The sequence below is a fragment of the Streptomyces luteolus genome, from assembly GCF_029968015.1.
GTDB classification, from domain to species: domain Bacteria; phylum Actinomycetota; class Actinomycetes; order Streptomycetales; family Streptomycetaceae; genus Streptomyces; species Streptomyces luteolus.
The window spans coordinates 25,496-49,381 of the sequence record NZ_JASCIS010000055.1; the positions used below are offsets into that span (position 1 = coordinate 25,496).

The 23,886-nt window shown below is 73.2% G+C and carries 24 protein-coding genes and 2 pseudogenes; 20 read left to right on the top strand and 6 right to left on the bottom strand.

The genetic code is table 11. The annotated features are described in order from the left end of the window. Window positions 1-56 precede the first annotated feature (56 nt). Entirely contained in the window at window positions 57-890 is an 834-nt protein-coding gene (locus QIT00_RS33880; protein WP_282539319.1) for a L,D-transpeptidase family protein, read from the bottom strand. A 367-nt stretch (window positions 891-1,257) separates the two neighbouring features. Here QIT00_RS33880 and QIT00_RS33885 point away from each other — a divergent pair, with 367 nt between their 5' ends. Further along, window positions 1,258-2,103, top strand: coding sequence for a dienelactone hydrolase family protein (locus QIT00_RS33885; protein WP_282539340.1), 846 nt, complete (start codon window positions 1,258-1,260; stop codon window positions 2,101-2,103). 33 nt (window positions 2,104-2,136) lie between these two features. Continuing rightward, a complete protein-coding gene (locus tag QIT00_RS33890) occupies window positions 2,137-3,231 on the top strand; it encodes an ABC-2 transporter permease (protein WP_282539320.1) in 1,095 nt (364 codons plus the stop codon). Between the two features lie 67 nt (window positions 3,232-3,298). On the opposite strand, the gene QIT00_RS33895 is transcribed toward QIT00_RS33890, so the two are convergent. Continuing rightward, a complete protein-coding gene (locus tag QIT00_RS33895; RefSeq protein WP_282539341.1) occupies window positions 3,299-4,249 on the bottom strand; it encodes an ArsR/SmtB family transcription factor in 951 nt (316 codons plus the stop codon). Between the two features lie 330 nt (window positions 4,250-4,579). On the opposite strand from QIT00_RS33895, the gene QIT00_RS33900 reads away from it, so the two are divergent. Together QIT00_RS33900 and QIT00_RS33905 are read left to right on the top strand one after the other, a co-directional pair. Continuing rightward, complete coding sequence (locus QIT00_RS33900; protein WP_282539321.1) at window positions 4,580-5,155, top strand: TetR/AcrR family transcriptional regulator; 576 nt, start codon at window positions 4,580-4,582, stop codon at window positions 5,153-5,155. Window positions 5,156-5,877: 722 nt separating this feature from the next. After that, window positions 5,878-6,765 (top strand): fructosamine kinase family protein, encoded by an 888-nt coding sequence (locus tag QIT00_RS33905; protein ID WP_282539322.1) that lies wholly within the window; start codon window positions 5,878-5,880, stop codon window positions 6,763-6,765. Window positions 6,766-6,816: 51 nt separating this feature from the next. On the opposite strand, the gene QIT00_RS33910 is transcribed toward QIT00_RS33905, so the two are convergent. Then, entirely contained in the window at window positions 6,817-7,494 is a 678-nt protein-coding gene (locus tag QIT00_RS33910; protein ID WP_282539323.1) for a peptidase inhibitor family I36 protein, read from the bottom strand. 148 nt (window positions 7,495-7,642) lie between these two features. Between QIT00_RS33910 and QIT00_RS33915 the strand changes: the two genes are divergently transcribed. From QIT00_RS33915 to QIT00_RS33940, 6 genes are all read left to right on the top strand, one after another. Continuing rightward, entirely contained in the window at window positions 7,643-8,413 is a 771-nt protein-coding gene (locus QIT00_RS33915) for a hypothetical protein (RefSeq protein ID WP_282539324.1), read from the top strand. Between the two features lie 103 nt (window positions 8,414-8,516). Continuing rightward, on the top strand, window positions 8,517-9,164 hold the full coding sequence (locus QIT00_RS33920; protein ID WP_282539342.1) for a GntR family transcriptional regulator: 648 nt from the start codon (window positions 8,517-8,519) through the stop codon (window positions 9,162-9,164). Window positions 9,165-9,357: 193 nt separating this feature from the next. Then, complete coding sequence (locus tag QIT00_RS33925) at window positions 9,358-10,656, top strand: amidohydrolase family protein (protein WP_282539325.1); 1,299 nt, start codon at window positions 9,358-9,360, stop codon at window positions 10,654-10,656. Window positions 10,657-10,765: 109 nt separating this feature from the next. Further along, a complete protein-coding gene (locus QIT00_RS33930; RefSeq protein WP_282539326.1) occupies window positions 10,766-12,073 on the top strand; it encodes an amidohydrolase family protein in 1,308 nt (435 codons plus the stop codon). A gap of 188 nt (window positions 12,074-12,261) precedes the next feature. Next, window positions 12,262-13,497 carry an MFS transporter gene (locus tag QIT00_RS33935; RefSeq protein WP_282539327.1) on the top strand — a complete coding sequence of 412 codons (1,236 nt, stop codon included), beginning with the start codon at window positions 12,262-12,264 and terminating at the stop codon, window positions 13,495-13,497. A 28-nt stretch (window positions 13,498-13,525) separates the two neighbouring features. Then, window positions 13,526-13,876, top strand: a complete 351-nt coding sequence (locus QIT00_RS33940) for a nucleotidyltransferase domain-containing protein (protein WP_408909905.1) — start codon at window positions 13,526-13,528, stop codon at window positions 13,874-13,876. 156 nt (window positions 13,877-14,032) lie between these two features. On the opposite strand, the gene QIT00_RS33945 is transcribed toward QIT00_RS33940, so the two are convergent. Then, entirely contained in the window at window positions 14,033-15,424 is a 1,392-nt protein-coding gene (locus tag QIT00_RS33945) for an NADP-dependent succinic semialdehyde dehydrogenase (protein ID WP_282539328.1), read from the bottom strand. Between the two features lie 467 nt (window positions 15,425-15,891). Here QIT00_RS33945 and QIT00_RS33950 point away from each other — a divergent pair, with 467 nt between their 5' ends. The 8 genes and pseudogenes from QIT00_RS33950 (at window position 15,892) to QIT00_RS33975 (ending at window position 20,145) form a co-directional block, all read left to right on the top strand. Further along, window positions 15,892-16,062 carry a class I SAM-dependent methyltransferase gene (locus tag QIT00_RS33950; RefSeq protein WP_282539329.1) on the top strand — a complete coding sequence of 57 codons (171 nt, stop codon included), beginning with the start codon at window positions 15,892-15,894 and terminating at the stop codon, window positions 16,060-16,062. Window positions 16,063-16,320: 258 nt separating this feature from the next. Continuing rightward, the gene (locus tag QIT00_RS33955) at window positions 16,321-17,097 is read left to right on the top strand and encodes an SDR family NAD(P)-dependent oxidoreductase (RefSeq protein WP_282539330.1); all 777 of its coding nucleotides are present in this window, start codon (window positions 16,321-16,323) and stop codon (window positions 17,095-17,097) included. Between the two features lie 157 nt (window positions 17,098-17,254). After that, on the top strand, window positions 17,255-17,716 hold the full coding sequence (locus QIT00_RS33960) for a MarR family winged helix-turn-helix transcriptional regulator (RefSeq protein ID WP_282539331.1): 462 nt from the start codon (window positions 17,255-17,257) through the stop codon (window positions 17,714-17,716). Window positions 17,717-17,732: 16 nt separating this feature from the next. After that, window positions 17,733-17,810 (top strand): annotated as a pseudogene (locus QIT00_RS39080) (short-chain dehydrogenase); the annotation flags it as partial. Between the two features lie 98 nt (window positions 17,811-17,908). Further along, the gene (locus QIT00_RS33965) at window positions 17,909-18,520 is read left to right on the top strand and encodes an SDR family NAD(P)-dependent oxidoreductase (RefSeq protein ID WP_408909906.1); all 612 of its coding nucleotides are present in this window, start codon (window positions 17,909-17,911) and stop codon (window positions 18,518-18,520) included. After that, window positions 18,517-19,089, top strand: a pseudogene (locus QIT00_RS39085) (oxamate carbamoyltransferase subunit AllH family protein); the annotation flags it as partial. The gene QIT00_RS33965 and the pseudogene QIT00_RS39085, both read left to right, overlap by 4 nt. Before the next feature lie 199 nt (window positions 19,090-19,288). Beyond that, window positions 19,289-19,669 (top strand): DoxX family protein, encoded by a 381-nt coding sequence (locus QIT00_RS33970; RefSeq protein ID WP_282539332.1) that lies wholly within the window; start codon window positions 19,289-19,291, stop codon window positions 19,667-19,669. Then, window positions 19,666-20,145, top strand: coding sequence for a peroxiredoxin (locus QIT00_RS33975; protein WP_282539333.1), 480 nt, complete (start codon window positions 19,666-19,668; stop codon window positions 20,143-20,145). Before QIT00_RS33970 ends, QIT00_RS33975 begins: the two co-directional genes overlap by 4 nt. 74 nt (window positions 20,146-20,219) lie before the next feature. Here QIT00_RS33975 and QIT00_RS33980 read toward each other — a convergent pair whose 3' ends face one another. After that, window positions 20,220-20,846, bottom strand: a complete 627-nt coding sequence (locus QIT00_RS33980) for a TetR/AcrR family transcriptional regulator (RefSeq protein ID WP_282539334.1) — start codon at window positions 20,844-20,846, stop codon at window positions 20,220-20,222. A gap of 175 nt (window positions 20,847-21,021) precedes the next feature. On the opposite strand from QIT00_RS33980, the gene QIT00_RS33985 reads away from it, so the two are divergent. Beyond that, window positions 21,022-22,476, top strand: coding sequence for an amidase (locus QIT00_RS33985; protein WP_282539335.1), 1,455 nt, complete (start codon window positions 21,022-21,024; stop codon window positions 22,474-22,476). A gap of 157 nt (window positions 22,477-22,633) precedes the next feature. Here the strand turns inward: QIT00_RS33985 and QIT00_RS33990 are convergent, their stop codons facing one another. Beyond that, complete coding sequence (locus tag QIT00_RS33990; protein WP_282539336.1) at window positions 22,634-22,981, bottom strand: DoxX family protein; 348 nt, start codon at window positions 22,979-22,981, stop codon at window positions 22,634-22,636. Between the two features lie 287 nt (window positions 22,982-23,268). On the opposite strand from QIT00_RS33990, the gene QIT00_RS33995 reads away from it, so the two are divergent. After that, window positions 23,269-23,844 (top strand): dienelactone hydrolase family protein, encoded by a 576-nt coding sequence (locus QIT00_RS33995; RefSeq protein ID WP_282539337.1) that lies wholly within the window; start codon window positions 23,269-23,271, stop codon window positions 23,842-23,844. Window positions 23,845-23,886 lie beyond the last annotated feature (42 nt).

Consider the following 23,886-nt stretch of genomic DNA (forward strand, 5'->3'; position numbering starts at 1 on the left):
CGCCCGCCCCTTTCCGTCGTCCGGTCAGCCGTGGTGCTCACCGGCCGACCGCCCGCTCACTCGTCGAGCGCCGCTGCCAGTTCCCGCGGCGTCGGCGCCTGTTCGGCCGTCGGGTCCTCGGCGATGCCGAACGAGCCGAAGCCCTGGGCGATCAGGACGTCGTCCGAGTAGACGCCGTGGCGCTTGCCCGTGCCCGGCTTGGTGCCCCAGACGTACACCCGGTCCCCGACCTTCAGCAGCTTGAACAGCCGCTTCGCGTCGGCCGCGTACATGTTGACGCAGCCGTGCGAGCCGGACTTGAACAGGTCGGAGTAGGTGCCGTGGAAGGCCTGGCCGCCGTTGAAGAACTGCGAGTGCGGCATGGGGGCGTTGTTGTAGATCGTCGAGAAGTGCCGGGCGCGCTTCAGATAGATCTTGTGCCAGCCGCGCCGGGTCTCGTACCCGTCCTTGCCGCTGCGGATCGGGACGGGCGCGAAGACGAGCTTCCGGCCCGTCTGCACCCACATGATCTGCCGGTTCAGGTCCACGCACGTCACGCGGTACTTGCGGACCGGGCACTTCCCCTGGGCGTTGGGGTTCTTCCTGACCTCGTAGACCAGGACCAGTCGGTACGTCCTGAGGTCCGCCTTGCCGTCGGCGGGCTTGATGCCGAGGAGCTGCTGGGCCCTGCGGATGACGATGCAGTCCCGGGTGCTCTGGACGCCGTCCTGCGGCAGCCCGAACTTCTTCTCCAGCTGCCACTGGTAGGCGCCGGACCCGGAGGTGCAGGGCTTCTCCGGGGCGGTTCCGGACGGGCCCTCCTGGGCCAGGGCCGGCGATGAGGCCAGTAGTTGCCCGGCCAGGGCCGCGGAGCAGGCCAGCCCTGTGGCGAAAGACAGTCGCGACGGCACGACGCGCACCGCCCTTTCTCCCTCGGGGAGGGAATGGGAATTGTGACTCTGCATCGGTTCTAAGCGGGCCGGTCGGCGCCCGCCGGGCAACTGCTCCGCATGGCCGAGCGGACCGGGCCCAGGTTCACCTGTGTCGCTGCGCGGGTTCCGGTCCCTTCCGTGCCTTCCGTGCCTGCTGTGCCTGCTGTGCCTGCTGTGCCTGCTGTGCCTGCTGTGCCTGCTGTGCCTGCTGTGTGGCGTCCGTCGCAGAGTCCGGGTGGCCGGGGTGCGGTGATCGCCGAGGTGGCATGCTCGGCCCTGCCTGCCCGTACGCAACCGCTCGGGGGCTCAACCACCGCTGCCCGCAAGGGAGATGGGGGACGCCACGATGGCCGACCACGACCTGTCCGGGTTCGCACGCGACCCGTTCACGTACCGCGGTGTCACCCATGAGGTGGTGCGGCGCGGCAGCGGGCCCGCCGTCATCGTCATCGCGGAGATCCCCGGCATCACGCCGAAGGTGCTCGCGTTCGCGGAGCGCGTGGCCGCGATCGGCTGCACGGCGGTGCTGCCCGTACTGTTCGGACGGCCGGGACGCGATCCGCACCCGAGCGGGCACGGCAGGCTGAAGTCCCGGGCGTACATGGCGTCGAGCATCCTGCGCGTCTGCGTGAGCCGGGAGTTCACCGCCTTCGCGACGGGCCGCAGCTCCCCGGTGGTGGACTGGCTGCGGGGTCTCGCCGCGTACGAGCACGAGCGGTGCGGCGGGCCCGGCGTGGGCGCCGTCGGGATGTGCTTCACCGGCGGCTTCGCGCTCGCGATGGCCGCCGACGAGCGGATGCTCGCACCCGTCCTCTCGCAGCCCTCGCTCCCGATGCCCGTGACCCGGCGGCACCGCGCGGGCATCGACATCTCCCCCGCGGACCTCGCCAAGGTCAAGGACCGCTGTGCGCGCGGCGGACTCACGGTGCACGGCCTGCGGTTCCGCAGCGACCGGCTCGTGCCGGGCGAGCGTTTCGCGTTCCTCCGCCGCGAGCTGGGCGACGCGTTCGTGGCCGTCGAGCTGGACGACGCCGACGCCAACCCGGACGGCCTGCGGGACCCGCACTCCGTGCTCACGGAGCACCTGATCGACGAGCCGGGGCAGGCGACGCGGGCGGCCCTCGACGGCGTGCTCGACCTGTTCCGTACGCGGCTGTCGCCCGGGGAACCCCGGACGGGCCCTCACCGGTAGGGGCGCCCGCGTACCGCTGCTTAACGTGAGGGCATGGACGAGCCGAGCGACGGACCCAGCGGCGCGCAGCGCACCCCGCCCCCGCACGGAGCGCATGGGCGGGTGCCCTCGGGCCGGGAGCGGTGGCGGGCGTTCAAGGAGTCGCCGTTCCTGCCCGCGACCGTCCTCGTCCTCATCCTCGCGGCGGCCGCCGGACTGTTCGCGGGCAGCTACACGTACTCGATGGCCGACCCGACGCCCCGGCACGTACCCGCCGCCGTCGTGGGTGCGCACGACTCGGCGCGCGGGCGGGCGTTCGTGGACGGCATGGAGCAGGCCCTGGACGCGACGCTCGCCCTGACGTCGTACGACACGTATGCCGAGGCGAAGGAGTCGGTGGACGAGCAGCGGGCGTTCGCGATCCTGGACGTGCACGGGCGGGAGCGGGTGACGCTCTCGGTGTCCGGGGCGTCGGGCGCCTCGGTGGCCCAACTGCTCGCGGAGGCGGGCGAGTCGGTGGGGCAGAAGCTCCGGATTCCGGTCACGGTGCGGGACGTCACCCCGATGCAGCCGGGCGATCCGCGGGGGCTGGCGATCTTCTACATCTCCCTCGCGGCGGTGATCATCGGCTTCGTCGGAGCGATCCAGCTGTCCGTGCACGCGCGGAGCCTCAATCCGCTGGAGCGCGTCGGCTTCACGGTGGCGTACGCGCTGCTCGGCGGGTTCGCGATCGCGGCGGTGGTGGACTGGTGGCTGGGGGCGGTCGACCTGCCGTTCGTGGCGTCGTGGCTGATCCTCGCGCTGACGATGTTCACCTCGGGGATGGTGTTCACCATGTTCAACACCCTCTTCGGGCGCTGGGCGATGCTGCCCACCTGGGGGCTGATGGTGCTCCTCGGCAATCCGTCCTCGGGCGGCGCGGTGTCCTGGCCGCTGCTTCCCTCGCCGCTCGGGGCCATCGGCCAATGGCTGCCGCCGGGCGCGTCGGTGAACGCGCAGCACACGGCGGTGTACTTCGGCGGGCATCAGCATGTGTTCCCGTTCCTGGTGCTCGCCGGGTGGGCGCTGGTGTCGAGCGGGGTGTTCTGGTTCTGGCGGCACCGGCATCCCGGCGGGCGTCCGGTGGGGCCCGCGCATGCGGCCGAGTGAGGTCCGGGCCGGTCCCTCTGCTCCGAGTCCGTGACGTTCCGCCTGGCCGAGGCCCGCTCAGGCTCGCTCAGGCTCGCCCGGTGAGCAGGTCCATGCCGAGGGGCGTGAGCGTGTGGCGTACGCGGTGGCGCTCTCTGGTGCTGATGATCAGGCCCGCGCGGCGCAGCACGGCGGCGTGTTCGCTGGCCGACGAGAGCGAGACTCCGGCGTGCTGCGCCAACTCACTCGTGGTGCACGGCTCCTGGAGGGTCTGCAGGACGGCCGCCCGGGTGTGGCCGAGCAGCGGGGCCAACCGGCGGCAGGGCGTGAGCTGCTGCCGCGGCCGCGGCACCCTGGCCGGGTAGACGAGTACGGGCAGCAGCGTCTCGTTGAGCAGCGCGACCGGGGTGCGGCGGCAGAAGTACGAGGGTACGAGGAGGAGTCCGCGGCCCTCCAGGTACACGTCGCGGTCCACCGGGTAGTCGGCGCAGAGCACCGGCGGCTGCCAGCTCAGCAACGGGGCGAACGTGCGCAGCATCGCGTGCGTGTCGCCGCGGCTGTGCGTCCCCGACCGGTGCAGCCGGTCGCGCTCCACGCGGGCCGTGATGTCCGGCCAGGCGGGGCCGAGCACGGAGGCGTGGTACTGGCGCAGCGCGCCGCCGAGCCGCCGCAGCGTGTCGGTCTCGCCGTCGGCCAGTGAACGGGCCCAGGACGGAAGGCCGTTGGCGTCCGCCAGCATCCCGACCTCGGCGCGCAATTGACGGCGCGGAGTGCTCAGTACGGCGTCGATGCCCGCCTCCAGGCCTCCGGCCGCCGCCGCGGGCGTGAGGAAGTCCGGGAAGTAGCCCCGCTTCGGCATCAGCGGGGCCAGGATCCGCTGGGCGGACCGGCCGCGGCGGCAGGCTCTGCGCCGCCAGGCGTCGAGCAGCGGTTCCGGCCGCGGCTCGTGGAGCTGTTGCATGCTCAGGACGGTCTCCCACAATGGGTCGGGCCCGTCCGCGATCCTGGTGCGCGCCAGGTCACCGGCGCTGAAGTGCATTCGCAGCACGACTTCCCCCGAAGTCCCCCGAAGGTACGCAAGCGGCCCTCCCCCGCCCCGGTCCTGCCGACCGGGAGAATGGCCGTTCTCTTTTCGCGACTGTAGTGACGAGAACCGCGGTTCTCAAGGTGTTGAACGGGGCGCGAGGGGCGGTACCGGCGCATTCGGGCCGCGTCGGAAAACGCCCCGCACGCCCTGCGCCGGTCTCCCCTCAGCCCGGCGCGGACCTCCCCGCACCCCATGGACAGGGCAGTTCCGGACAGGTGAGAATGATGGTTCTCACGCCGCTTCGGGGCGTGCAACCCGCGTTCCGGAAGGGCTCGGCAGCTCATGGACGGCCTGGTGGATGGTGGACCGCGCGACCATGTCGTGGCGGTGGCCGACGACCTCTTCTTCACGCACGGCGTGCACGCGGTGACGATGCAGCGGATCCGGTCCGAGGCAGGGGTGCCGCTGAAGAAGCTCTACGGCATGTTCCCGTCCAAGGATGTGCTGCTCGCCGCGAGTCTGGAGCGGCGCGACCGGATCGCGCTCTGCGCCATCACCGAGCGCGCTGAGACGTGCGACGACCCGGTCGAGCGGGCGCTGGCCGTCTTCGACTTCCTGGACGACTGGTTCCGCCAGCCCGGCTTCCACGGCTGCGTGTTCGCGGGCGCGTTCGGCGAGTCGGGCGCCGCCGCCCCCGTGGTGGTGAGCGCGGTGCGGGCGCACAAGCGGAGCCTGCGCGAGCTCGTGACCGCTCTCGTGGCCGGCACCGGCGTGCGGAACGCGGACGCGGTGGGCGCGCAGTTGGCCGTGCTGGTCGACGGTGCGATGGCGGTGGCCACCTTCACCGGCGACACGGACGCCGCACGGAACGCCCGGCAGGCGGCACGGACCGTCCTGGACACCGCGCTGCGCGACTGACCCGGCGTACGAGGTGCTCAGGCCACTGCCACCCGGACCCCGGATACGGCGGACCGCACTCCCCCGTCCGCCCGGACCCCGGATGCGACGGCTCGTGCTCCCCCGTCCGCCCGGACCCCGGATGCGACGGCTCGTGCTCCCCCATCCGCCCGGACCCCGGATACGGCGACTCGCGCACCTCCGTCCACCCGGACCCCGGATGCGACGGCTCGTACTCCCCCATCCGCCCGGACCCCGGATACGACGGACCGCACTCCCCCGCCCACCCGGACCCCGGATACGACGGACCGCACTCCCCCGCCCACCCGGAGCCCGGATGCGACGGCTCGCGCACCCCCCTCCGGCCTGCCGCCGCCCGGCACGGCCCCCCAGCCGTGCCGGGGGCGGCCACCGGCCCCCGACCGGTCGTGCGCACCTCTCGCCGCCCGTCCGGCGGGCTTGCCCCTTGCGCCCGGAGCGGAGCGGTGGGACGCCCTTCGGGCGTGTGCCGCGTTCGCCATGAGTCCCCCGAATCATGTTGCTGCACGCTGCTTGAGGTCGCACTGTTCTTGCCGGGCCCGAGTGTCCCGGCGGGGGCGGCCGGTGCGCCAGGTGTTTCGGGTGAGCCCGAAAGAGCCTGCGGGCAGGGGTGTGTTGGGGCTCGACGGGTTCCGGACGGAACGCTCACCGCAGGCGCGTGCTGGTTCGCGCACGGCGGGGCGGCGTTGGCGTACAACTACCGCATGCCCACGTACCGCAGCAGTCACCGTCCCGGCGGGGAGTCGCCGGGCTCCGTCGCCGCGCGGCTCACCGGATGCTCCGTGGCGGGTGAGCGGCCGTTGTCGTCGGCGCTGACCGAAGTCGCCCTGGACGGCGGGCAGTCGGTGATCGTGAAGCGGGCCTCGGACCCGGGGGCGGCGGCGGCCGAGGCGGCGGGGTTGCGGTGGCTGGCCGAGCCCGGGAGCGTGCGGGTACCGGAGGTGCACGGGCACGACGCGATCTGGCTGGTGCTCGACCGGGTGCCGTCGGGGCGGGCGAGCAAGGCGGGCGCGCTCCGGTTCGGGCGCGCCTTGGCCGCGCTGCACGCCGCGGGCGCGGACGCGTTCGGCGCGCCGCCGCCGGGCGGGCCCGTGGACGCGGCCATCGGACTGGCGCCGATGCGGAACGTCACGGCCGCCCAGTGGCCCGGCTGGTACGCGGAGCAGCGCGTGCTGCCGTATCTGCGGAGTGCCGTCGACTCCGGCACGGTGCGCGCCGACGAGGCGCGCCTGGTGGAACAGGTGTGTGCGCGACTGCCCGAACTCGCGGGCCCGGCCGAGCCGGTGGCCCGGCTGCACGGCGACCTGTGGAGCGGCAACGTCCTGTGGGACGCGGACGGCGAGGCCTGGCTGATCGACCCCGCCGCGCACGGCGGCCATCGCGAGACCGACCTGGCGATGCTCCACCTCTTCGGCTGCCCGCACCTCGACCGTGTCCTCGACGGATACGAGGAGGAGGCCCCGCTCGCCGACGGATGGCGGGAGCGGATCGGGCTGCATCAGCTGTTCCCGCTCCTGGTGCATACGGTGCTGTTCGGGCGGTCGTACGCGGAACGGGCGCTGCGGGCGGCCGAGTCGGCGCTCGGCCGCTGAGGCGCGTCGCCGCACGGGCTGGTGCCGTCGGCCTGGCCCGTCGCGGCGCGGTCAGCAGACGCGGACCGCGTCCACGGTGTTGTTGTAGGCCGTGCCCTGGAGGTCCGGGACGTTGTGCGGGGCGGTACTGCCGAAGACAAGGGCCCAGTGGCCCCGCCACTCGTAGAACTTCGCCCTGGTGCCGCCCGTCTGGTTGTTCTTGAAGGACGTGAGCCGGTTGTGGAAGCCGTACTTGCTCAGCTTCCGGAACGCGCACGTGTAGAACGTGAGCTTCGCGTGGTCGTAGTTGTCGCCCGCCCACAGGCACAGCCGACCGCTCTTACAACTGCTGTCCCGCGCCGCGCCGGGGGCCGCGAACGTCACAGTCGCCGAGCCGTCCGCGGTACGGATCGTGTCGTGGCCGACCTGCCGTGCCGGGACGTCCATGGTCGACAGGTACCGGTCGATCCGCCCCTGCAGCCCCGAATCCGTGGCCGCGGCCGCGCCGCTGCCCGTGACGGCCGCCAAGGCCAGACCGGCGCAGAGGACGGCGACGCCCTTGCGCGGCCCGCGCCTCGCGCCGCGGCCGTTCCCGCACGTCCGGCTCTCGTTCGCTGTGTTGCTCGTACGGCTCTCGTTCGCTGTGTTGCTCGTACGGCTCTCGTTCGCTGTGTTGCTCGTACGCCTCTCGTTCGCTGGGTTGCCCGTACGGGTCTCGTTCGCTGTGTCTGCCGTTGCGTTTTCGGTCATGTCCGGAAGTTACGGACCTGGGCGCCTCGCCCGCCACACCCTTCGGCCCTCGCCGAAAGACCTGGGCGAGCCGGGCGCGCTCCGTGCCGGGACCGCAACTCCCTTGTGCGGTACGGGCTGTCAGTGGCGGCCCGTACGATCGCGAAGCATGAACGACGACGTGCGCAACATCGTCCTCGGAGTGATCGCCACCGGAGTCGCCACGGCCCTCGGTTGGTTCGCCCGTACGTACCTGTGGCGCCGCAGACTGCGGCGCAAGCAGCGCTTCTTCGGGCTGCCCGAGAACTCCGAGTGCCTCCTCGTCGTCAACGAGTCGGCGGGCAGCGGGGGTTGGACGGTGGCGCGGCGGGACGTGTTCGCGCTGCTCGAGCTGTACGCGCTGATCAAGGACTGCGGGGCGAAGGCGCAGATCGTCGCGCACGACGCGATGCGGCAGGGCTTCGGCGAGCACACGGAGTTCTGCATCGGCGGCCCCGTCTCCAACCAGCGGATGGCCGCGCATCTGGGCACTCTGCTCCCCGGCGTCGAGGTCGACACGGAGGCGGACCGCGGCCCCGACCGCGGGGTGATACGGGTGGGCGGCCGGCCCTACCGCTGGGAGCGCGGCGCCAGCGAGTACGTCCTGCTGGCCCGGCTCACCGGCGGCCGGTCCGCCCCGGACGCCCGCCCCGTCTTCCTCGCCTCCGGGCAGCACTCCAACACCAACCACGCGGCGGTGCGCTATCTGGCCCGCAACCACGGGAGCCTGATCCGCAAGTACGGCACCGATCCGTTCTGCCTGATGCTGAAGGTCGTCAATCCCGAGGCGTACGGGCCGGACGTAGTCGAGCTGGCCGCCGACGTCACCGAGGCCGCACTGCGCCCGGCGCCTGCCCCCTCGCCTGCCCCGGCTCCGGCTCCGGCCGCCGACGCCGGGTGACGCAGGGCCGGGTGCGGTCGGCCGCGCCGTATCCTCCCCTGCGGTGCCGACAGGTGAACGTAGGGACGATGCGGTGACGAGCAGTGCGGGTGGTACGGAGCGGATGTCGTTGAGCGCCCAGGCGCGCGAGGCGGTCCGGGACCGCATCGTCGACCGGCGGTACGCGCTGGGTTCACGGCTCGTCGAGCGGGAGATCGCCGAAGAGCTGCAGATGTCCCGCGTACCCGTCCGCGAGGCGCTGCGCGCGCTCGTCGCCGAGGGCCTGCTCGAACTGCTGCCGCACAGCGGAGTGCGGGTGCGGCGCCTGGAGCGCGGCGACGTCCAGCACCTGTACGAGGTGTGGGAGCCCCTCGCCGTACAGGCCTCGCGGCTCGCGGCGCGGCGGGTCGCCGAGCACGCGCCCGACGAGGCGGCCGGTCTCGCGCGGCTGCGCAGCACCCTCGAACACGCGGACACCGCCTCGCGGTCCGACGACGGGGCGCGCGAGGTGGCCGCGCACACCGCGTTCCACGAGGGGATCGTCGCCCTGGCCGGCAATCCGCTGCTCGAGCGGATGATGGAACAGCTGAGCTGGCAGCTGCAGTTGCTCTTCGGGATGCGCGCCGAACCGGACCACATGCGGGCCCAGCACCATCTGATCTTCCGCCACATCGCGGCGGGCGACGAGGAGACGGCGGCGGCGAGCACGCTCCTGCACGTACGGGACAGCCGCGCCGTGGCGCTGCGGTCACTGTTCGAGGACGAGTCCTGAGCTCTTCGGTATACCAGGACCCCTGACTCTTTCGGATCTTTCTGACAATCCACGCACAGCAACGCCAAATCACTGGACGAGTCCTTGCGGAGCAGCCGGGCTCGGTATACAAAATGGCGGACGCGGTCCCTCCGCTCCCGTCGTACGCCGGTACGTCCGTACGACCGCCCGCTCACCCGTCCAGGAGCCACCCATGTGCGTCGAGAACACCCCGCCCCCTCCGTCCCGGCTGACCCGGCGCGGCATCCTCGCGGGTGCCGCCGCGCTCGCCGGCACCACGGCCGCGCTGGCCGCCGCCGGGCCCGCCGCCGCGGCTGCCGCCGCCGACCGCCCGGGGCGCGCTCCGGGAACCGGTCGCGCCACGACGGGTGACCTGGTCGTCGAGGGCGGCACGCTGCTCGACCCGGCCACCGGAGAGGTCACCGAGGACGCGGTGGTCGTCATCGTCGACGGTGTGGTGCGGGCCGCCGGTGCGCGGAGCCGTACGCACGTCCCCGACGGGATCGAGACGCTCCACGCGCACGGCCGCTGGATCCTGCCCGGGCTCGTGGAGGCGCACATCCACCTGAACACCGCGAAGGAGGCGCGCGAGGCCGTCCTCAAGGGCGCCACCAGCGCGCGCAGCGGTTCGACCAACTTCTACCAGGACGTCGCCGTACGGGAGTTGGCGCGGCAGGTGCCGCAGCTGGCGCCGCGGTTGCGGGCCGCCGGTGTCTTCGTCACGCCCGACCTGGGCGACACGATCCTCGCCGACCCCGACCTCACCGCGCTGGCCAGGCTGAAGGACGGCGTCCGCTCCCCCGAGGCGCTGCGCCGCGTCGTGGAGGTCAACCTGGCCCGCGGCGCCGAGGTGATCAAGACCCGTGTCAACGAGCGCGCCGGGCTGCCGGAGCAGGACCCGATGGCCCAGGTGTACGACCGCGAGCAGCTGTCGGCCGTGGTCGCGGCCGCGCGGCGCGGCGGCAAGGGCGTGCTGTGCCACAGCTACAGCGAGAAGGGCTGCCACGACGCGGTCATGGCAGGCGTGCGGTCCATCGAGCACGGCGCGTTCATCGGCGAGCGCACCCTGCACGAGATGAAGCGCCGGGGCACGTACTTCACGCCGACGCTGACCGCGATGGCCGGCATGGTCGACTCCCCCGACCCGGTCCTCGCCGAGCGTGGCCGCACGTTCCTGGCGGCCGCCCAGAAGAGGGCGCTGGCCGCGCACGAGCTGGGTGTGCCGCTCGCCGCGGGCACCGACTCCTCCGGTGGCGAGGTCGACCCGATCGGCCGCGAGGTGGAGCTGATGCGAGAGGCCGGGCTGCCCGCGCTCGACGCGATCCGCACCGCCTCCACCGGTGCCGCGAAGCTCCTCGGCCTGGAGGGCAAGGCCGGGCGCCTCGCGCGTGGCCACGCCGGTGACGTGGTGCTCGTGGACGGCGACCCGCTGGCCGACGTGGCGGTCCTCAAGTCACCGAAGCGCGTGGTCCGTTCGGGCGTCGCGCTCTGACCCTTCCTCCCGCAGGGCTGTACGCCCGTACGGCTTTCCTCCCGCAGGGCTGTGCCCGTACGGCCCTGCGTCTCGTCCCCGTCCCCGCACGATCCCGAAGGAGAACCCCATGACGCCCCTGTCCCGTCGCGGCATGATCGTCGGCGCCGCCGCCATGGCCGGTACCGCCACCGCGCTGTCGTCCGGCGCTTCCACGTCCGCCGCTCCCCGGGAGCGGCACGACGACCGCCCGAGCCGGGCCGTCGTGTTCCGCGACGTGCGCCCGTTCGGTGCGGGCAAGCCGGTGGACCTGACCGTCGTCGACGGCCGGATCGTCGAAGGACCGGCCCCGCGCGGCGCGCGTGTCGTCGACGGGGGCGGTCGGGTCGCCCTGCCGTCCCTGGTGGACGCGCACATCCACCCGGACAAGACGTCGTGGGGCGGCGACTGGGTCTCGCGCGAGCCGGCGAGCAGCATCGCCGAGTACTGCGAGCAGGACGTCGAGCTGTTCAAGAGCCAGAAGCGCCCGGTGGGCGAGCGTGCGTACGGCCTGATGGCGCACGCCGTGACTCGTGGCACCCGCGCCATGCGCGCCCATGTGGACGTGGCGCCCGCGTACGACCTGGCCGGTGTGGAGGGTGTGGCCGACGCGCGCAGGAAGCTGAAGCACGCGCTCGACGTGCAGATCGTGGCGTTCCCGCAGCACGGTGTGGTGCGTACGCCCGGTACGGCGGAGCTGCTTGAGGAGGCGGCGCGCGGCGGGCAGATCGACTTCGTCGGCGGCATCGACCCGATCAGTTTCGACCACGCGATGGACGAGCAGCTCGACCTGGTCTTCGGTCTCGCGGACCGGCACGGCGTGGGCGTCGACATCCACCTGCACGACCGGGACGAGAAGGGTCTTGAGGTGATGCGGGCGATCATCGAGCGGACCCGGGCGCTGTCCCTGCGCGGCAAGGTGACAGTCAGCCACGTGTTCTGTCTGCCGGGCCTGTCCGACGCCGAACTCTCCGCGATGGCCGAGGACTTGAACGACCTGGACATCTCCCTGACGACGGTCGCCCCGAACGAATCGCTCGTACTGCCCGTCGGCAAGCTGCAGGAGCACGGCGTGCGCGTCGGCCTCGGCTCGGACGGGGTGCGGGACGCGTGGAGCCCGTTCGGCAACGCCGACATGCTGCACCGCGCGCACATCCTCGGCTGGGTCACCGATGTCCGCCTGGACGACGAGCTGAACCATGTGTACGACGTGGCCGCGCACGGCGGCTCGGACGTCATGAGGCTTGACCGCGCCGACCTGAAGCCCGGTGCGCCCGCGGACTTCGTCCTCGTCAAGGGCGAGGGCGCGCCGCAGATCGTGGTGGACATGCCGCAGCGCGACCTGGTCGTGCACGGCGGCCGGGTCGTGGCCCGCGACGGCGAGCTGGTTCTTCCGTAGCACGTCCCGCACTGTGGTGGTTCAGCCTCGTCCGGCGCGCCCTCGATCGCCCTGCGGGCTCGTCCTCAAGCTCCCCCAGCTATCGCTGGGAGGTGCCGCCGGACGGGCTGATCGTCCGGCCCGTCCGGCGCACTGTGATGCCGTACGATCCCTGGCTTCCAGGTCAGCGGTGTTGAAGGGTGCGGTGCGTGCGGGGCAGGCTGGGGCGGGGCTTCGGGTGGCTGTGGGCGGCGTACGCGGCCAGTACGTTCGGGACCTGGCTGGCCTTCGACGCGTTCCCGCTGATCGCCGTGACGGTGCTCGGCGCGGGGCCGACGCAGGTGTCGCTGCTCGCCTCCGCCGGTCTGCTCGTCGGGGCCGTGGTGGCGTTGCCGCTCGGGCCGTGGGTGGATCTGCGGCGCAAGCGTGCCGTGATGATCGCCATGGATCTCGTACGGTGTGCGGCGCTCTTGAGCATCCCCGCCGCGTATGCCCTCGGCGGGCTCGGTTTCGGGCAGTTGCTGCTCGTGTCGGTGGTGGTCGCGGCTGCGGACATCACCTTCACAGCGGCGGCGGGTGCCTGTCTGAAGTCCCTGGTGGAGCGGGACCAGCTTCTGGTGGCCACCAGCCGGTTCGAGTCGACCACCTGGACGGCGACCGTGCTCGCGCCACCGCTCGGCGGCGCCCTCGTCGGGATGGCCGGGCCCGTGGTGACCGTGGCCGCCAACGCCCTCAGCCATCTCCTCTCGGCGGTCGGGGTCCGGGCCATCGGCGGCGACGAGCCGCACCCGGCGGGCTCCGGCGCCCCGGCACGGCTGCGGCGCGGCGACCTGCTCGACGGCTGGCGGACAATCCTCGGCAATCCGGCGCTGCGCCCGCTCTTCCTCAACACCGCCCTGGTCAACGGTCTGATCATGGCCATGCACCCGCCGCTCGCCGTGCTCATGCTCGGCCCGCTCGGCTTCGCCCCCTGGCAGTACGCGCTCGCCTTCGCGCTGCCCTGCGTCGGCGGTCTCATCGGCTCGCGCCTCGCCCGGCCGCTGGTCGCGCGCTGCGGCCGGCACCGCGTCCTGCGTACGGCGGGGACGCTGCGCGCCTGCTGGTCCATCGGTCTGGCCTTTGTGGGCCCCGGCACCGGCGGGCTCGTCCTCGTCCTGGCCGTCGAGCTGGGCCTGATCACCTGCGCGGCCGTGTTCACCCCGGTCCAGGCCGCCCACCGCCTGGAGCACACGCCCGACGACCGCGTGGCGCGCACCCTGTCCGCCTGGTCGATCTCCGTCAAGGTCACGACGGCCGCGCTCACCGCACTCTGGGGCCTGATCGCCGCGCTCACCGGCACCCGCACCGCCCTCGCCCTGGCCGGACTCCTCCTCCTGGCCACGCCACTGCTGCTGCCCCGCTCCGACGCGGACCGCGCTCCCCGTGAAGACGTGCGTACGACCTGAGGAGCCTGAGGAGCCTGAGGAGACGCACGTGGACCGGACCGACACCGTCGTCCGCCTCGCCGCCGAGCTGCTCGGCCCGCGCACCGTCATCGGCGCCTATCCGCACGGCTCCGCCCTCCTCGGCGGGTTGCGGCCGCACAGTGACGTCGACGTGCTCGTGGTCGTGCGCGAACAGCCCCCGGTGCGGGTGCGGCGGGCCCTGGTCGAGGCCCTGCTCCCGGTCTCCGGGGACGGGGCCGAGGGCGGTCGTGCCCGGCCGGTCGAGCTGACGGTCGTGGTGCAGGGGGATGTACGGCCGTGGCGGTATCCGCCGGTCTGCGCGTTCCAGTACGGCGAATGGCTGCGCGAGGACTACGAGCGCGAGGCGACGCCCCGCTGACCGGCCCGCCGCCCGCCGAGGTGCTCGACGCCCCGCCGCCCGAGGATGTGCGCCGCGCGCTGCTCGGGGGCGTACCGCCCCGGACCCCGCTCCTCAATCGCCGGAGGGCTCAAAATTGAGCCCCTCCGGCAGGTAGGGGAACAACTCGGCCGCGCCCTACCCCCCGTACCAGACCGTCGTCGCGTTGCAGAACTCGCGGATGCCCTCCCCCGCCAACTCCCTGCCGTATCCGGAGCGTTTGGCGCCGCCGAAGGGGAGGCCGGGGTGGGAGGCCGTCATGCCGTTGAGGAAGACGCCGCCCGCCTGGATGTCCCGTACGCAGCGGGCGATGTCGTCCTCGTCGCGGGTCCAGACGTTGGAGCTCAGGCCGAACGGGGTGTCGTTGGCGAGGGCGACGGCCTCGTCGAGGCTCTCCACGCGGTAGAGGGTGGCGACCGGGCCGAAGGCCTCCTCGCGGTGGATGCGCATCTCCTCGGTGATGCCGGTGAGGACGGTGGGGGTGTAGAACCAGCCGCGGTCCGGCTGGTCGGGGCGGCCGCCGCCGCACAGCACGGTGGCGCCCTTGGCGACCGCGTCGTCGACGAGCTCCTCCAGGTCCTTGCGGCCCTGTTCGGAGGAGAGCGGGCCGACGTCGGTGTCCTCGGACATCGGGTCGCCGACGGTCAACTCCCGCATTCCGGCGACGAATCGGTCCCGGAAGGCGTCGTGCACATCGGCGTGCACGATGAACCGCTTCGCGGCGATGCAGGACTGGCCGTTGTTCTGCACGCGCGCGGTGACCGCCGTCTTCGCCGCCTTGTCGACATCCGCGCTGGGGAGCACCACGTACGGGTCGCTGCCGCCCAGTTCGAGGACGGTCTTCTTGACCTCGTCACCGGCGACCGAGGCGACGGCACGGCCCGCGGGTTCGCTGCCGGTCAGGGTGGCGGCGGCCACGCGTGGGTCGCGCAGGATGTCCTCGACGGCACCGGAGCCGACCAGGAGCGTCTGGAAGCAGCCCTCGGGATATCCGGCTCGCCGGAAGAGTTCCTCCAGGTAGAGGGCGGTCTGCGGGACGTTGGACGCGTGCTTGAGCAGTCCGACGTTGCCCGCCATCAGGGCCGGTGCGGCGAACCGTACGACCTGCCACAGCGGGAAGTTCCACGGCATCACGGCGAGGACGGGGCCGATGGGCCGGTAGCGGACGACGGCGCGGACGGCGCCCGAGTCCTCGACGTCCCGCGTCTCGGGCTTCTCGTCCGCGAGCAGCGACTCGGCGTTGGCCGCGTACCAGCACATCGCCTTCACGCACTTCGCGGCCTCCGCGCGGGCCGCCTTGAGGGGTTTGCCCATCTCCAGGGTCATGGTGCGGGCCACGTCCTCCGCGTCCGCCTCCAGGAGGTCCGCCGCGCGCTCCAGGAGCGCCTTCCGGTCGGCGAAGGAGGTGAGGCGGTGCTCGCGGTACGCGGACTCGGCCGCCGCGAGCCGTCGCTCCACCTCCTCGGGGGTGAGCGCCTCGAACGTCCGATGCGTCTCGCCCGTGGCGGGGTTGACGGTGGCGATGGGCATGAGGTTCCTCCTGCTCGCGTTCCGGCTCGGCTCGTTGCTCCTCCTCGACCCTCGCTCGCCCCGGCCACAGACGCAACGCCGTACGGAACGGGCCTGGTCGAGGGGGGGCGAGCGGTGGCCGGTCCGGTCCGGTGCCGGGATAATGCGGTGGATCGCACGGCGGGACGGTCACAACCTTGCCCGGCGTGGCGGATGAGACCTCAGCCCCTGTTCCCGCACCGGCCGACTCCACGTACGAACACCCCCTGGTCTGTCTCCTCGACATCTCGGCATCGAGGGACTCGCCGGTGCGAGCGTGGACGTGGCCCGCGTCGGCTCGGTGGACGGCTACCGGATCTGGTCACGGACGTACGACGGCCCCAACTCGGCGTTCGCGATCGACGCGCCCGTCTTCGCCGCTGCCCTGGACGAGCTGACGGCCGGTCGCCCTGGACGCGGCCTGCGGCACCGGTCGCGTATCGGAGCTGTTGGCGGGGCGCGGGCACCGGGTCGTGGGCGTGGACGGTTCGCCCGAGATGCTCGCGGCAACCCGCGCGCGTGTGCCCGACGCGGAGTTCGCGGAGTTCACAGAGGGCGACCTGCACGCGCTGCCGCTGCCCGACGACTTGTGGACCTCGTCGTATGCGCGCTCGCCCTGACCCATGTGCCGTGTCTGCGCCCGGTGTGTGCCTGGCGGACCTGGTGCCCGAGGCGGCTCGGGCGGTGGACGCTCCGGCGCCGGTCGAGATCATCCGGGAGTTTCAGACGGCGGAGGCCTGAGGACGGCCCCGGCGGCACACTGGGGCAACTCGCCTGCTAGCAGCGGTTTCTGACGGGAACTCACTCTTGTGGTCCAGACCACCTTCCCGCATTCTGGTGGACCCCGAAGGGAAGGCGGCACCGCCGATGAGTGTCCGATGAGCGTCGAGGATTTCTCCGGCCGCAAGGGCGCCGCCCTGGTCGCGGGCGGCACCGGCGGGATCGGGGCGGCGATCGTGCGTACGTTGGCGCGGCGCGGCAGCGAGGTGGTGTTCACGTACCGCAGCAGCGAGGTCACCGCGCACCGGCTGGTCTCCGAACTCGCCGCCGAAGGGCTCCACGTGCGCGCGCTTCGGGCGGACTTGGCGGACGAGGCAGCGGCCGCGAGGGCGGTCGACGAGGCGGCCGGCGGGCACGACGGTCTGCACACGGTGGTGTACGCGGCCGGTCCGCACGTGCCGATGGTGCACCTCAGCCAGGTCCCACCGGCCCGCTACCGGGAGCAACTGCACGCGGACGCCGCGGCGTTCTACCAGCTGGTCCACCCCGCGCTGCCCGCCCTGCGCGCGAGCGGCGGCAGTCTCGTCGCGGTCACGACGGCGGCCACCAGCCGGTTCCCCGTACGCGACGGGCTCTCCACCGGGACCAAGGGCGCGGTGGAGGCGGTCGCGCGGGCGCTCGCGGCGGAGGAGGGGCGTTACGGCGTGCGGGTCAACTGCGTCGGCCCGGGGATGCTCACCGACGGCATCGCGGCCCGCCTCATCGACAGCGGCGAGCTGGACGAGGAGGCCCTCGCGGTGACGCGGCGCAACATCCCGTTGCGCCGCTTCGGCCGCGCGCAGGACATCGCCGAGGCGGTGGCGTTCCTGGCCTCTGACCGGGCGGGGTTCATCACCGGGCAGACCCTGGCCGTGGACGGCGGGTACAGCGTGTGAGACCGCGCGGGCCCGGCCCTCCGGGACGTACTTCCGGGCGTGTGCATCATGCATATTACATGTCCGATCCATGTCATATGCATGATGCACGACCGTGGTAGACATGCGCTCGGGAGCCACCGTCACGCCTCCCGGACCGCAGCAAGGAGACCGCCTCATGGACAACGCCGACGCCACCCGCCAGGTGGAGTACGAGCAGATGCTGCTCGGCCGCTATCTGCACCTGCACAGGTCGAAGGGCCGCAGCAAGGGCAGCACCCTCGACCGCAGCGCGTACATCCTGTTGAGCCGGATCCGGATGCAGGGGCCGATGTCCATCGGGCAGCTCTGCGACGCCTTCGGGCTCGACGCGTCCACCCTCAACCGGCAGACGGCTGCGGCCATGCGGTCAGGTCTGGTCGAGCGCATCCCTGACCCCGAGGGCGGCATGGCGCGCAAGTTCCGCATCACGGCCGAGGGAGAGCAGCGGCTCGACGCGGAGCGCGAAGGCATCGTCGAGAGCCTGGAGGCGATCATGGCCGACTGGGCGGAGGAGGACGTGGCCGCGTTCGCCGCGCATCTGAAGCGCTTCAACACCGACATCGAGCGGATCGGCGGCCGCCCCTGGCCGCGCCCGTGAAGCCCCAAGGAGCAGCGTGAGCAACCGGAATTTCGCAGGCCGCGGCGTCGTCGTCACCGGAGGCGCGTCCGGCATCGGCCGGGCCGCCGCGCTCGACTTCGCGCGCCGGGGCGCCAAGGTGCTCGTCGCTGATCTGCGGGAGGAGCAGGCCGGTGCGGTCGTCGAGGAGATGCCGGTGCGGTCGTCGAGGAGATACGGACGGCCGGCGGCAGCGCCTGCGTGGTCGTCGGTGACCTCAGCGAGCAGGCGGTCGTGGACCGCGTCGCGGCCAACGCCGTCGAGGAGTTGGGCGCGATCGACGTGCTCGCGAACAACGCGGGCGTCATGGACCGGATGTCCCGGCTGGGCGAGACCGACGACACCGAGTGGGAGCGGGTCGTACGGATCAACCTGACCGCGCCGTTCCTGCTGACGCGGGCCGTGCTGCCGCACATGGTGGCGGCGGGGCGGGGCTCGATCGTGTTCACCGCGTCGGAGGCGGCGCTGCGCGGAGGCGCGGCCGGCGCCGCGTACACCGCGAGCAAGCATGCGGTGGTCGGCCTGGTGAAGAGCGTCGCGGCGATGTACCGCGACCAGGGCATCCGCGCCAACGCCGTCGGCCCGGGGCCGACCATGACGGGCATTCAGGTCGACGTGGCCCCGGACTCCCCCGGCGCGGCCGCCATCGCCCCGGTGCTCGGACTCGTCAACGGGGTCTCCACACCCGAGCAGCAGGCAGCCGCGATCGTCTTCCTCGCCTCCGAGGAGGCCTCGTTCATCAACGGCGCGGTGCTTCCGGTGGACGGGGGCTGGGCCGCGCTGTGACGTCGCGGCGGGACTGCCCGGGCACCCGTTCCGTACCGCCGTCCAGGGCGACCGGGAAGGCCGGGCGGCGCGACAGTCAGGCGTGGACCGGACCGAGGGCACTGCCGCCGGGGAGCGGGGGCGGCGGCGGGGGCTTTCGCGGGGATCTCCTCGCCCGCCCGGAACCGCCCCGCCCGCTCCCGCCGGAGGTCCGACCGGCGGCCAGGCGCACCGTACGGGCGCTGTCCCACGCTCCGGCGCACGTCGTACGCGAGGCGGCGACCGGACCACTCGGCCTCGGGCCCGGACTCACCCCGTCCGGTGACGACTTCCTCTGCGGCCTGCTCCTCGCGAGCCGCACGGCCCCTCAACCGCCGCTCTGGACGGCCCGGTTGACGGCTCTGGCCATGTGCGCCGATGCGTACACCTCGCTGGTCTCCGCCTCGCTCCTCCGGCACGCGGCCGCCGGCCACTGCGTCGCCCACACCGCCGACCTCCCGCACGGCGCGGCCACCCGCGCCGACCTCGCTCCCCGCCTCGACGCCCTCCTCGCCGTCGGCCACAGCTCGGGCGGGGACCTGCTGCGCGGGATCTGCGCGGGGGCGCGGGGGCGCGGGTGTGGAGCGCAGGCCCCGGGAGCCGCGCCCTCGACCGCACCGATACTCTCCGGTAACGTCGCGGCGCGGCGGCGCGACTCCGCCGGTGCCGTTCCCCCCTGCCTCGGAGGCCTCTGTGCGTACGCCCCGAACTTCCGCCCCCGGGACACCCCGAGCGTCCCGGACGTCCCGGATGTCCCGGACGTCCCGCTCTCCCTTGTTCCTGGCCGGTCTGCTCGCCGGTGCGGGGGCCGCGCACTTCGTCGCGCCGAAGGTGTTCGACGCGCTCGTGCCGAGGGTCCTTCCCGGTTCGCCGCGGGCCTGGACGTACGCGAGCGGTGCGGTGGAGCTGGCCCTGGCCGCCGGCGTCGCGGTGCCGCGTACGCGCGCGGTCGCCGCGAAGGCCGCGGCCGGGTTCTTCGTCGGGGTGCTGCCCGCCAACGTGCAGATGGCGGTGGACTGGCGCAACCGCCCGGCGCCGCTGCGGAACGCCGCGTACGCGCGCGTGCCGCTGCAGGCGCCGCTGATCCTGTGGGCCCGCAGCGTGGCCCGGTCCTCGGAGGGTGCCGTATGAGTGGACAGCGACGTGGCCGGCGGGTCGAAGTCGGCTCCGTGGTCGAGGACTTCTCGCTGCCCGACGAGCAGGGGCAGCCCACGTCGCTCTCGGGCCTGCTCTCCGAGGGCCCGGTGGTCCTGTTCTTCTACCCGGCCGCCCTCACCCCGGGCTGTACCGCCGAGGCCTGCCACTTCCGTGACCTGGCCGCCGAGTTCGCGGCGGCGGGCGCACGGCCGGTCGGCATCAGCTCGGACGAGGTGGCGCGGCAGCAGGAGTTCGCCGAGAAGCACTCGCTCGGCTTCCCGCTGCTCTCGGACCCGGAGGGTGTCGTACGGGGCCGCTTCGGGGTGGCCCGCGGCTTGGCCGTGCTGCCGACGAAGCGGGCGACGTTCGTCATCGGCGCCGGGCGCCGCGTCGTCGAGGTGGTCCGCAGCGAGTTCCGCATGAGCGCCCACGCGGACCGGGCGCTGGCGGCGGTACGGGCCCTGGGCTGACCCGCGGGCGCACTCCTCCCCCGCCGCGAAGTCGAAGCCGACGCAGGCGTACGCAGCGGGTGGGGCGTGGAGCGCTACGCACGGTCCTCCGCCCCGCCCGGCTGCTTCCAGAGCGCGTCGAGGTGGGCGTGCAGGACACCATGGGCCTCGCTCGGCGTGAGGTGGCCAATGAGGACGTGCGCGGTGAGGCCGTCCGTCAGGGCGAGCAGGGCGCGGGCGGCACGCTGGGCGTCCGGGGGCTGAACGCCGTCGACCGACCGACGGCCGGACGCCTCCGCGATGAGGTCGGCGAACAGGCCTTGCAGGGCGGCGTAGTTGGCGCGCAGCGTCGCCGCGAGCGTCTCGCTGACGGCGGCCTGCGCGACGAACGCGAGCCATACGCGCGCCTCGGTGCGGTGCTCCGCGCGCAGCAGGGCGACCTCGGTGGCCGCGTACCCGAGCGCGCTGCCCGCCGACTGGGCGGGGCTGCTGAGCAGCCGGGCCCGCACGCGTTCGGTGACGCGCTCGCCGACGTGCCCGAGCGTGAAGTTGAGCATCTCGTCCTTCGTGCGGAAGCAGCGCTGCACGGCCCCCATGGAGACCTGTGCGCGCTCGGCGACATCCCGCAACGTGACGCCTTCCAGGCCGCGTTCGTCGGCGAGCAGGCAGACGGCCTCGGCGATCTGGCGGCGGCGGCCTTCGTGGTCCACCTGCTTGGGCATGGGCGCCTCTCTCTTTGGTGCCTGTTTCGGCTTGTTGGTGCCTGTTTCGACTTGTCTCTGGTGCCGGGCGCTGTCCCGCTGCGGCGAGTTTATTCGATGCAATCGCATCGGTTCATCGGGTACGGTTCCGATGCAAGCGCATCGGAAAAAGACCTGCCCTGCCGGAAGGCCCGCCGTGAACACCTCCGAGAACCCGACCTCCGCACCACCGTCTCCGTGGCGCCTGACCGCCACCGAACAAGCCGCGGCCGTACGGGACGGGCGCATCTCCGCGGTCGAACTCGTCGACAGCCACCTGGAGCGCATCGCCGCGGCGGACCCGCGGGTGAACGCCGTGACCCAGCTCCTCGGGCAGCAGGCGCGCGCTGCGGCCGCGGAGGTCGACCGGAGCCGCGCGGCGGGCGTGGAGCTCGGGCCGCTGGCCGGTGTGCCGTTCACGGTCAAGGAGACGACGGCGATCGAGGGCGTCCCCACGACGTACGGGTCGCCGCGCTTCCGCGACCTGGTCGCACCGGCGGACGCTCCCCCGGTGGCCCGCCTGCGCGCGGCCGGGGCCATTCCGATCGGGCACAGCAACATGCCGACGCTGATCCTCGCGGGCATGCACCCGCGCAGCGAACTCTTCGGCGAGACCCTCAGCCCGTGGGACCCCGAGGTCACGCCGGGCGGCACCAGCGGCGGGGACGGCGTGGCCGTCGCGACCGGCATGGCGGCGCTCGGCCTCGGCAACGACTCCGGCGGCTCGATCCGCATCCCGGCCCAGTTCTGCGGGGTCGCAGGACTGAAGCCGACCACGGGGCGCTTCCCCGCCGACCACCGCATGGTCGGCCCCGACGACCCCGGCCCGGCCTCGCAGAACCTCGTCGTCGACGGCCCCCTGGCCTGCAGCGTGCGGGATCTGCGCGCCGCGTACGAGGTGCTCGCCGGGACCGACCCGCGCGACCCCAGGGCGGTGCCGGTCCCCGCGTACGGCCCGCCGCTCCCCGGACCCGTGAAGGTCGCGGTCGTCGCCGACCCCGGCGGGCAGGGGGTGCACCCGGCGATCCGTGCGGCCGTGGAGCACGCGGCGGGCGCGCTGCGCGACGCGGGGTACGACGTCCGGGAGGTCGAGGACGTGCCGCGGCTCGACGAGGCCCTCGAGGCGTACGGGCGGATCACGCTCACCGAGTTCTCCGCCGCCTGGCCGGTGGTGCGCACGCTGCTCGGCGACGGCGGCGACCGGTACATCCAGCTGGCGATGGACCGGGCGGCACCCGCGAGCGTGCCGGAGTTCATGAAGCTGATGGGTACGTGGATGAACATCCGGCGCAGTTGGGCCGAGTTCCTGGACACGTACCCGCTGCTGCTCGGCCCCGTCTTCACCGAACCGCCCGTCGAGCCGGGCCTGGAGTCGCGGGACGCGGAGGGCCGGGACCGGGTCGCCCGGGGGATGCGCCTGTGCACGGCGACCAGCTTCGTCGGCGTGCCGGGTGTGGCGGTCCCGACCGGGCTCGTCGACGGGGTGCCCGCGGGCGTCCAGGTGGTGGGCCGCGCCTTCCGCGAGGACCTGTGCCTGGACGCGGCCCAGGCGATCGAGGACCGGCTCGGGGTGCTCACACCCGTCGACCCGCGTCGGGTCCGGTCGCGGTGAGGCGCGAGAGGATGGGCGCTTCAGTGCCCGCCCGGCACCTCCTCGCGTCAAGTGCCATGCCCTCAACATCAGATGAGGCTCTGACATGCCCCATACGGAGACACCCGCCTGTGTGCCGTCGCCACACCCGGCCGCCTGGTCGCGGCCCCCGGCAGCCTCACCCGGCGGCGCCGAGCGCCAGGGCCGCGACCACCGGCGCCGCGTAGACCAGCGGGAACGGCACATGGGAGTACGAGCGGGCCCTGAGCACGGTCACGACGGCGCCGGTGAAGTACAGGACCAGGCAGACCCCGGCGACCACCCCCACGACCGGCACGAACAGGCCGGCGAGCAGCCCCGCGGCACCCGCGGCCTTGGCGGTGCCGAGGAGGTTCCACCAGGTGCGGGGCACGCCGTACGCGACCAGGGCCTGGACCACCCAGTCGGCGCGGGTGAGCAGGGCGAAGCCGGAGAAGCCCGCCATCAGGGCGGCGATCACGGTGACGACCACGAATGCGACAGACATCTTTCGATCTCCTCATCAGCCGGACACCGGCGCCGCCTCGGCCCCGCGGATGTACGGCGCGGGACCGGGCCACCCGGTGCGTTGTCACTTCCCTGACCCGGCGACGGGAGGAGATGTGACAGCGCGGCCGGAATTTCTTGCGGGAGAGGACCGACTCCAGCCGGTCGCCGCGGAACGTGGCGCCGGGGTCGGGGAGCGGGCCGGTGCGGGCGCGGGCCGTTGTCAGTGGGGGTGGCCATACTGGTCGACACGGGGGCCGATCCGGCTCGTCTCGAAGGGAGTTCGGCATGTCCGAGGTGCTGCTGTTCCACCACGCGCAAGGCCTGACGAAGGGCGTCCAGGGCTTCGCCGACGAGCTGCGGCGGGCCGGTCACACGACACATGTGCCCGACCTGTACGAGGGGCGGGTGTTCGGCACGCTCGAAGAGGGCATCGCGCATGCCCAGGAGGTGGGTTTCGGCACGATCCTGGAGCGGGGCGCGGCGGCCGCGGAGGGTCTGCCCGTCGGCTTGGTCCTCGCCGGGTTCTCCCTGGGTGTGCTGCCCGCGCAGCGACTCGCCCAGACCCGGGCGGGCGCCAGGGGCGCGCTTTTGTTCCACTCCTGCGTCCCCGAGGGCGAGTTCGGGATGTGGCCTCCGGCGGTGCCGGTGCAGATCCACGGCATGGACGCCGACCCGGTGTTCGTGGGCGAGGGTGACATCGAGGCGGCCCGCGCCCTGGCCGCGTCGGCGCCGGACGCCGAGTTTTTCCTGTACGCGGGCGGCGGTCACCTGTTCGCGGACAGCAGCCTGCCGGAGTACGACGAGGACGCCGCGCGGCTGCTCACGCGGCGCACGCTGGAGTTCCTCGCGAGACTCGGCTGAGCGCGGCGCGGCGGTTCAAGGCCGGAGGCCGGGCGGCCCCGC

Excerpts from the sequence above, each read along its gene's own strand:
- QIT00_RS33885 (WP_282539340.1), top strand. The coding sequence starts at position 1,258 with ATGGCCGACCACGACCTGTCCGGGTTCGCACGCGACCCGTTCACGTAC.
- QIT00_RS33890 (WP_282539320.1), top strand. The coding sequence starts at position 2,137 with ATGGACGAGCCGAGCGACGGACCCAGCGGCGCGCAGCGCACCCCGCCC.
- QIT00_RS33895 (WP_282539341.1), bottom strand. The coding sequence starts at position 4,249 with ATGCACTTCAGCGCCGGTGACCTGGCGCGCACCAGGATCGCGGACGGG.
- QIT00_RS33900 (WP_282539321.1), top strand. The coding sequence starts at position 4,580 with ATGGACGGCCTGGTGGATGGTGGACCGCGCGACCATGTCGTGGCGGTG.
- QIT00_RS33905 (WP_282539322.1), top strand. The coding sequence starts at position 5,878 with ATGCCCACGTACCGCAGCAGTCACCGTCCCGGCGGGGAGTCGCCGGGC.
- QIT00_RS33910 (WP_282539323.1), bottom strand. The coding sequence starts at position 7,494 with ATGACCGAAAACGCAACGGCAGACACAGCGAACGAGACCCGTACGGGC.
- QIT00_RS33915 (WP_282539324.1), top strand. The coding sequence starts at position 7,643 with ATGAACGACGACGTGCGCAACATCGTCCTCGGAGTGATCGCCACCGGA.
- QIT00_RS33920 (WP_282539342.1), top strand. The coding sequence starts at position 8,517 with ATGTCGTTGAGCGCCCAGGCGCGCGAGGCGGTCCGGGACCGCATCGTC.
- QIT00_RS33925 (WP_282539325.1), top strand. The coding sequence starts at position 9,358 with ATGTGCGTCGAGAACACCCCGCCCCCTCCGTCCCGGCTGACCCGGCGC.
- QIT00_RS33930 (WP_282539326.1), top strand. The coding sequence starts at position 10,766 with ATGACGCCCCTGTCCCGTCGCGGCATGATCGTCGGCGCCGCCGCCATG.
- QIT00_RS33945 (WP_282539328.1), bottom strand. The coding sequence starts at position 15,424 with ATGCCCATCGCCACCGTCAACCCCGCCACGGGCGAGACGCATCGGACG.
- QIT00_RS33955 (WP_282539330.1), top strand. The coding sequence starts at position 16,321 with ATGAGCGTCGAGGATTTCTCCGGCCGCAAGGGCGCCGCCCTGGTCGCG.
- QIT00_RS33960 (WP_282539331.1), top strand. The coding sequence starts at position 17,255 with ATGGACAACGCCGACGCCACCCGCCAGGTGGAGTACGAGCAGATGCTG.
- QIT00_RS33970 (WP_282539332.1), top strand. The coding sequence starts at position 19,289 with ATGTCCCGGACGTCCCGCTCTCCCTTGTTCCTGGCCGGTCTGCTCGCC.
- QIT00_RS33975 (WP_282539333.1), top strand. The coding sequence starts at position 19,666 with ATGAGTGGACAGCGACGTGGCCGGCGGGTCGAAGTCGGCTCCGTGGTC.
- QIT00_RS33980 (WP_282539334.1), bottom strand. The coding sequence starts at position 20,846 with ATGCCCAAGCAGGTGGACCACGAAGGCCGCCGCCGCCAGATCGCCGAG.
- QIT00_RS33990 (WP_282539336.1), bottom strand. The coding sequence starts at position 22,981 with ATGTCTGTCGCATTCGTGGTCGTCACCGTGATCGCCGCCCTGATGGCG.
- QIT00_RS33995 (WP_282539337.1), top strand. The coding sequence starts at position 23,269 with ATGTCCGAGGTGCTGCTGTTCCACCACGCGCAAGGCCTGACGAAGGGC.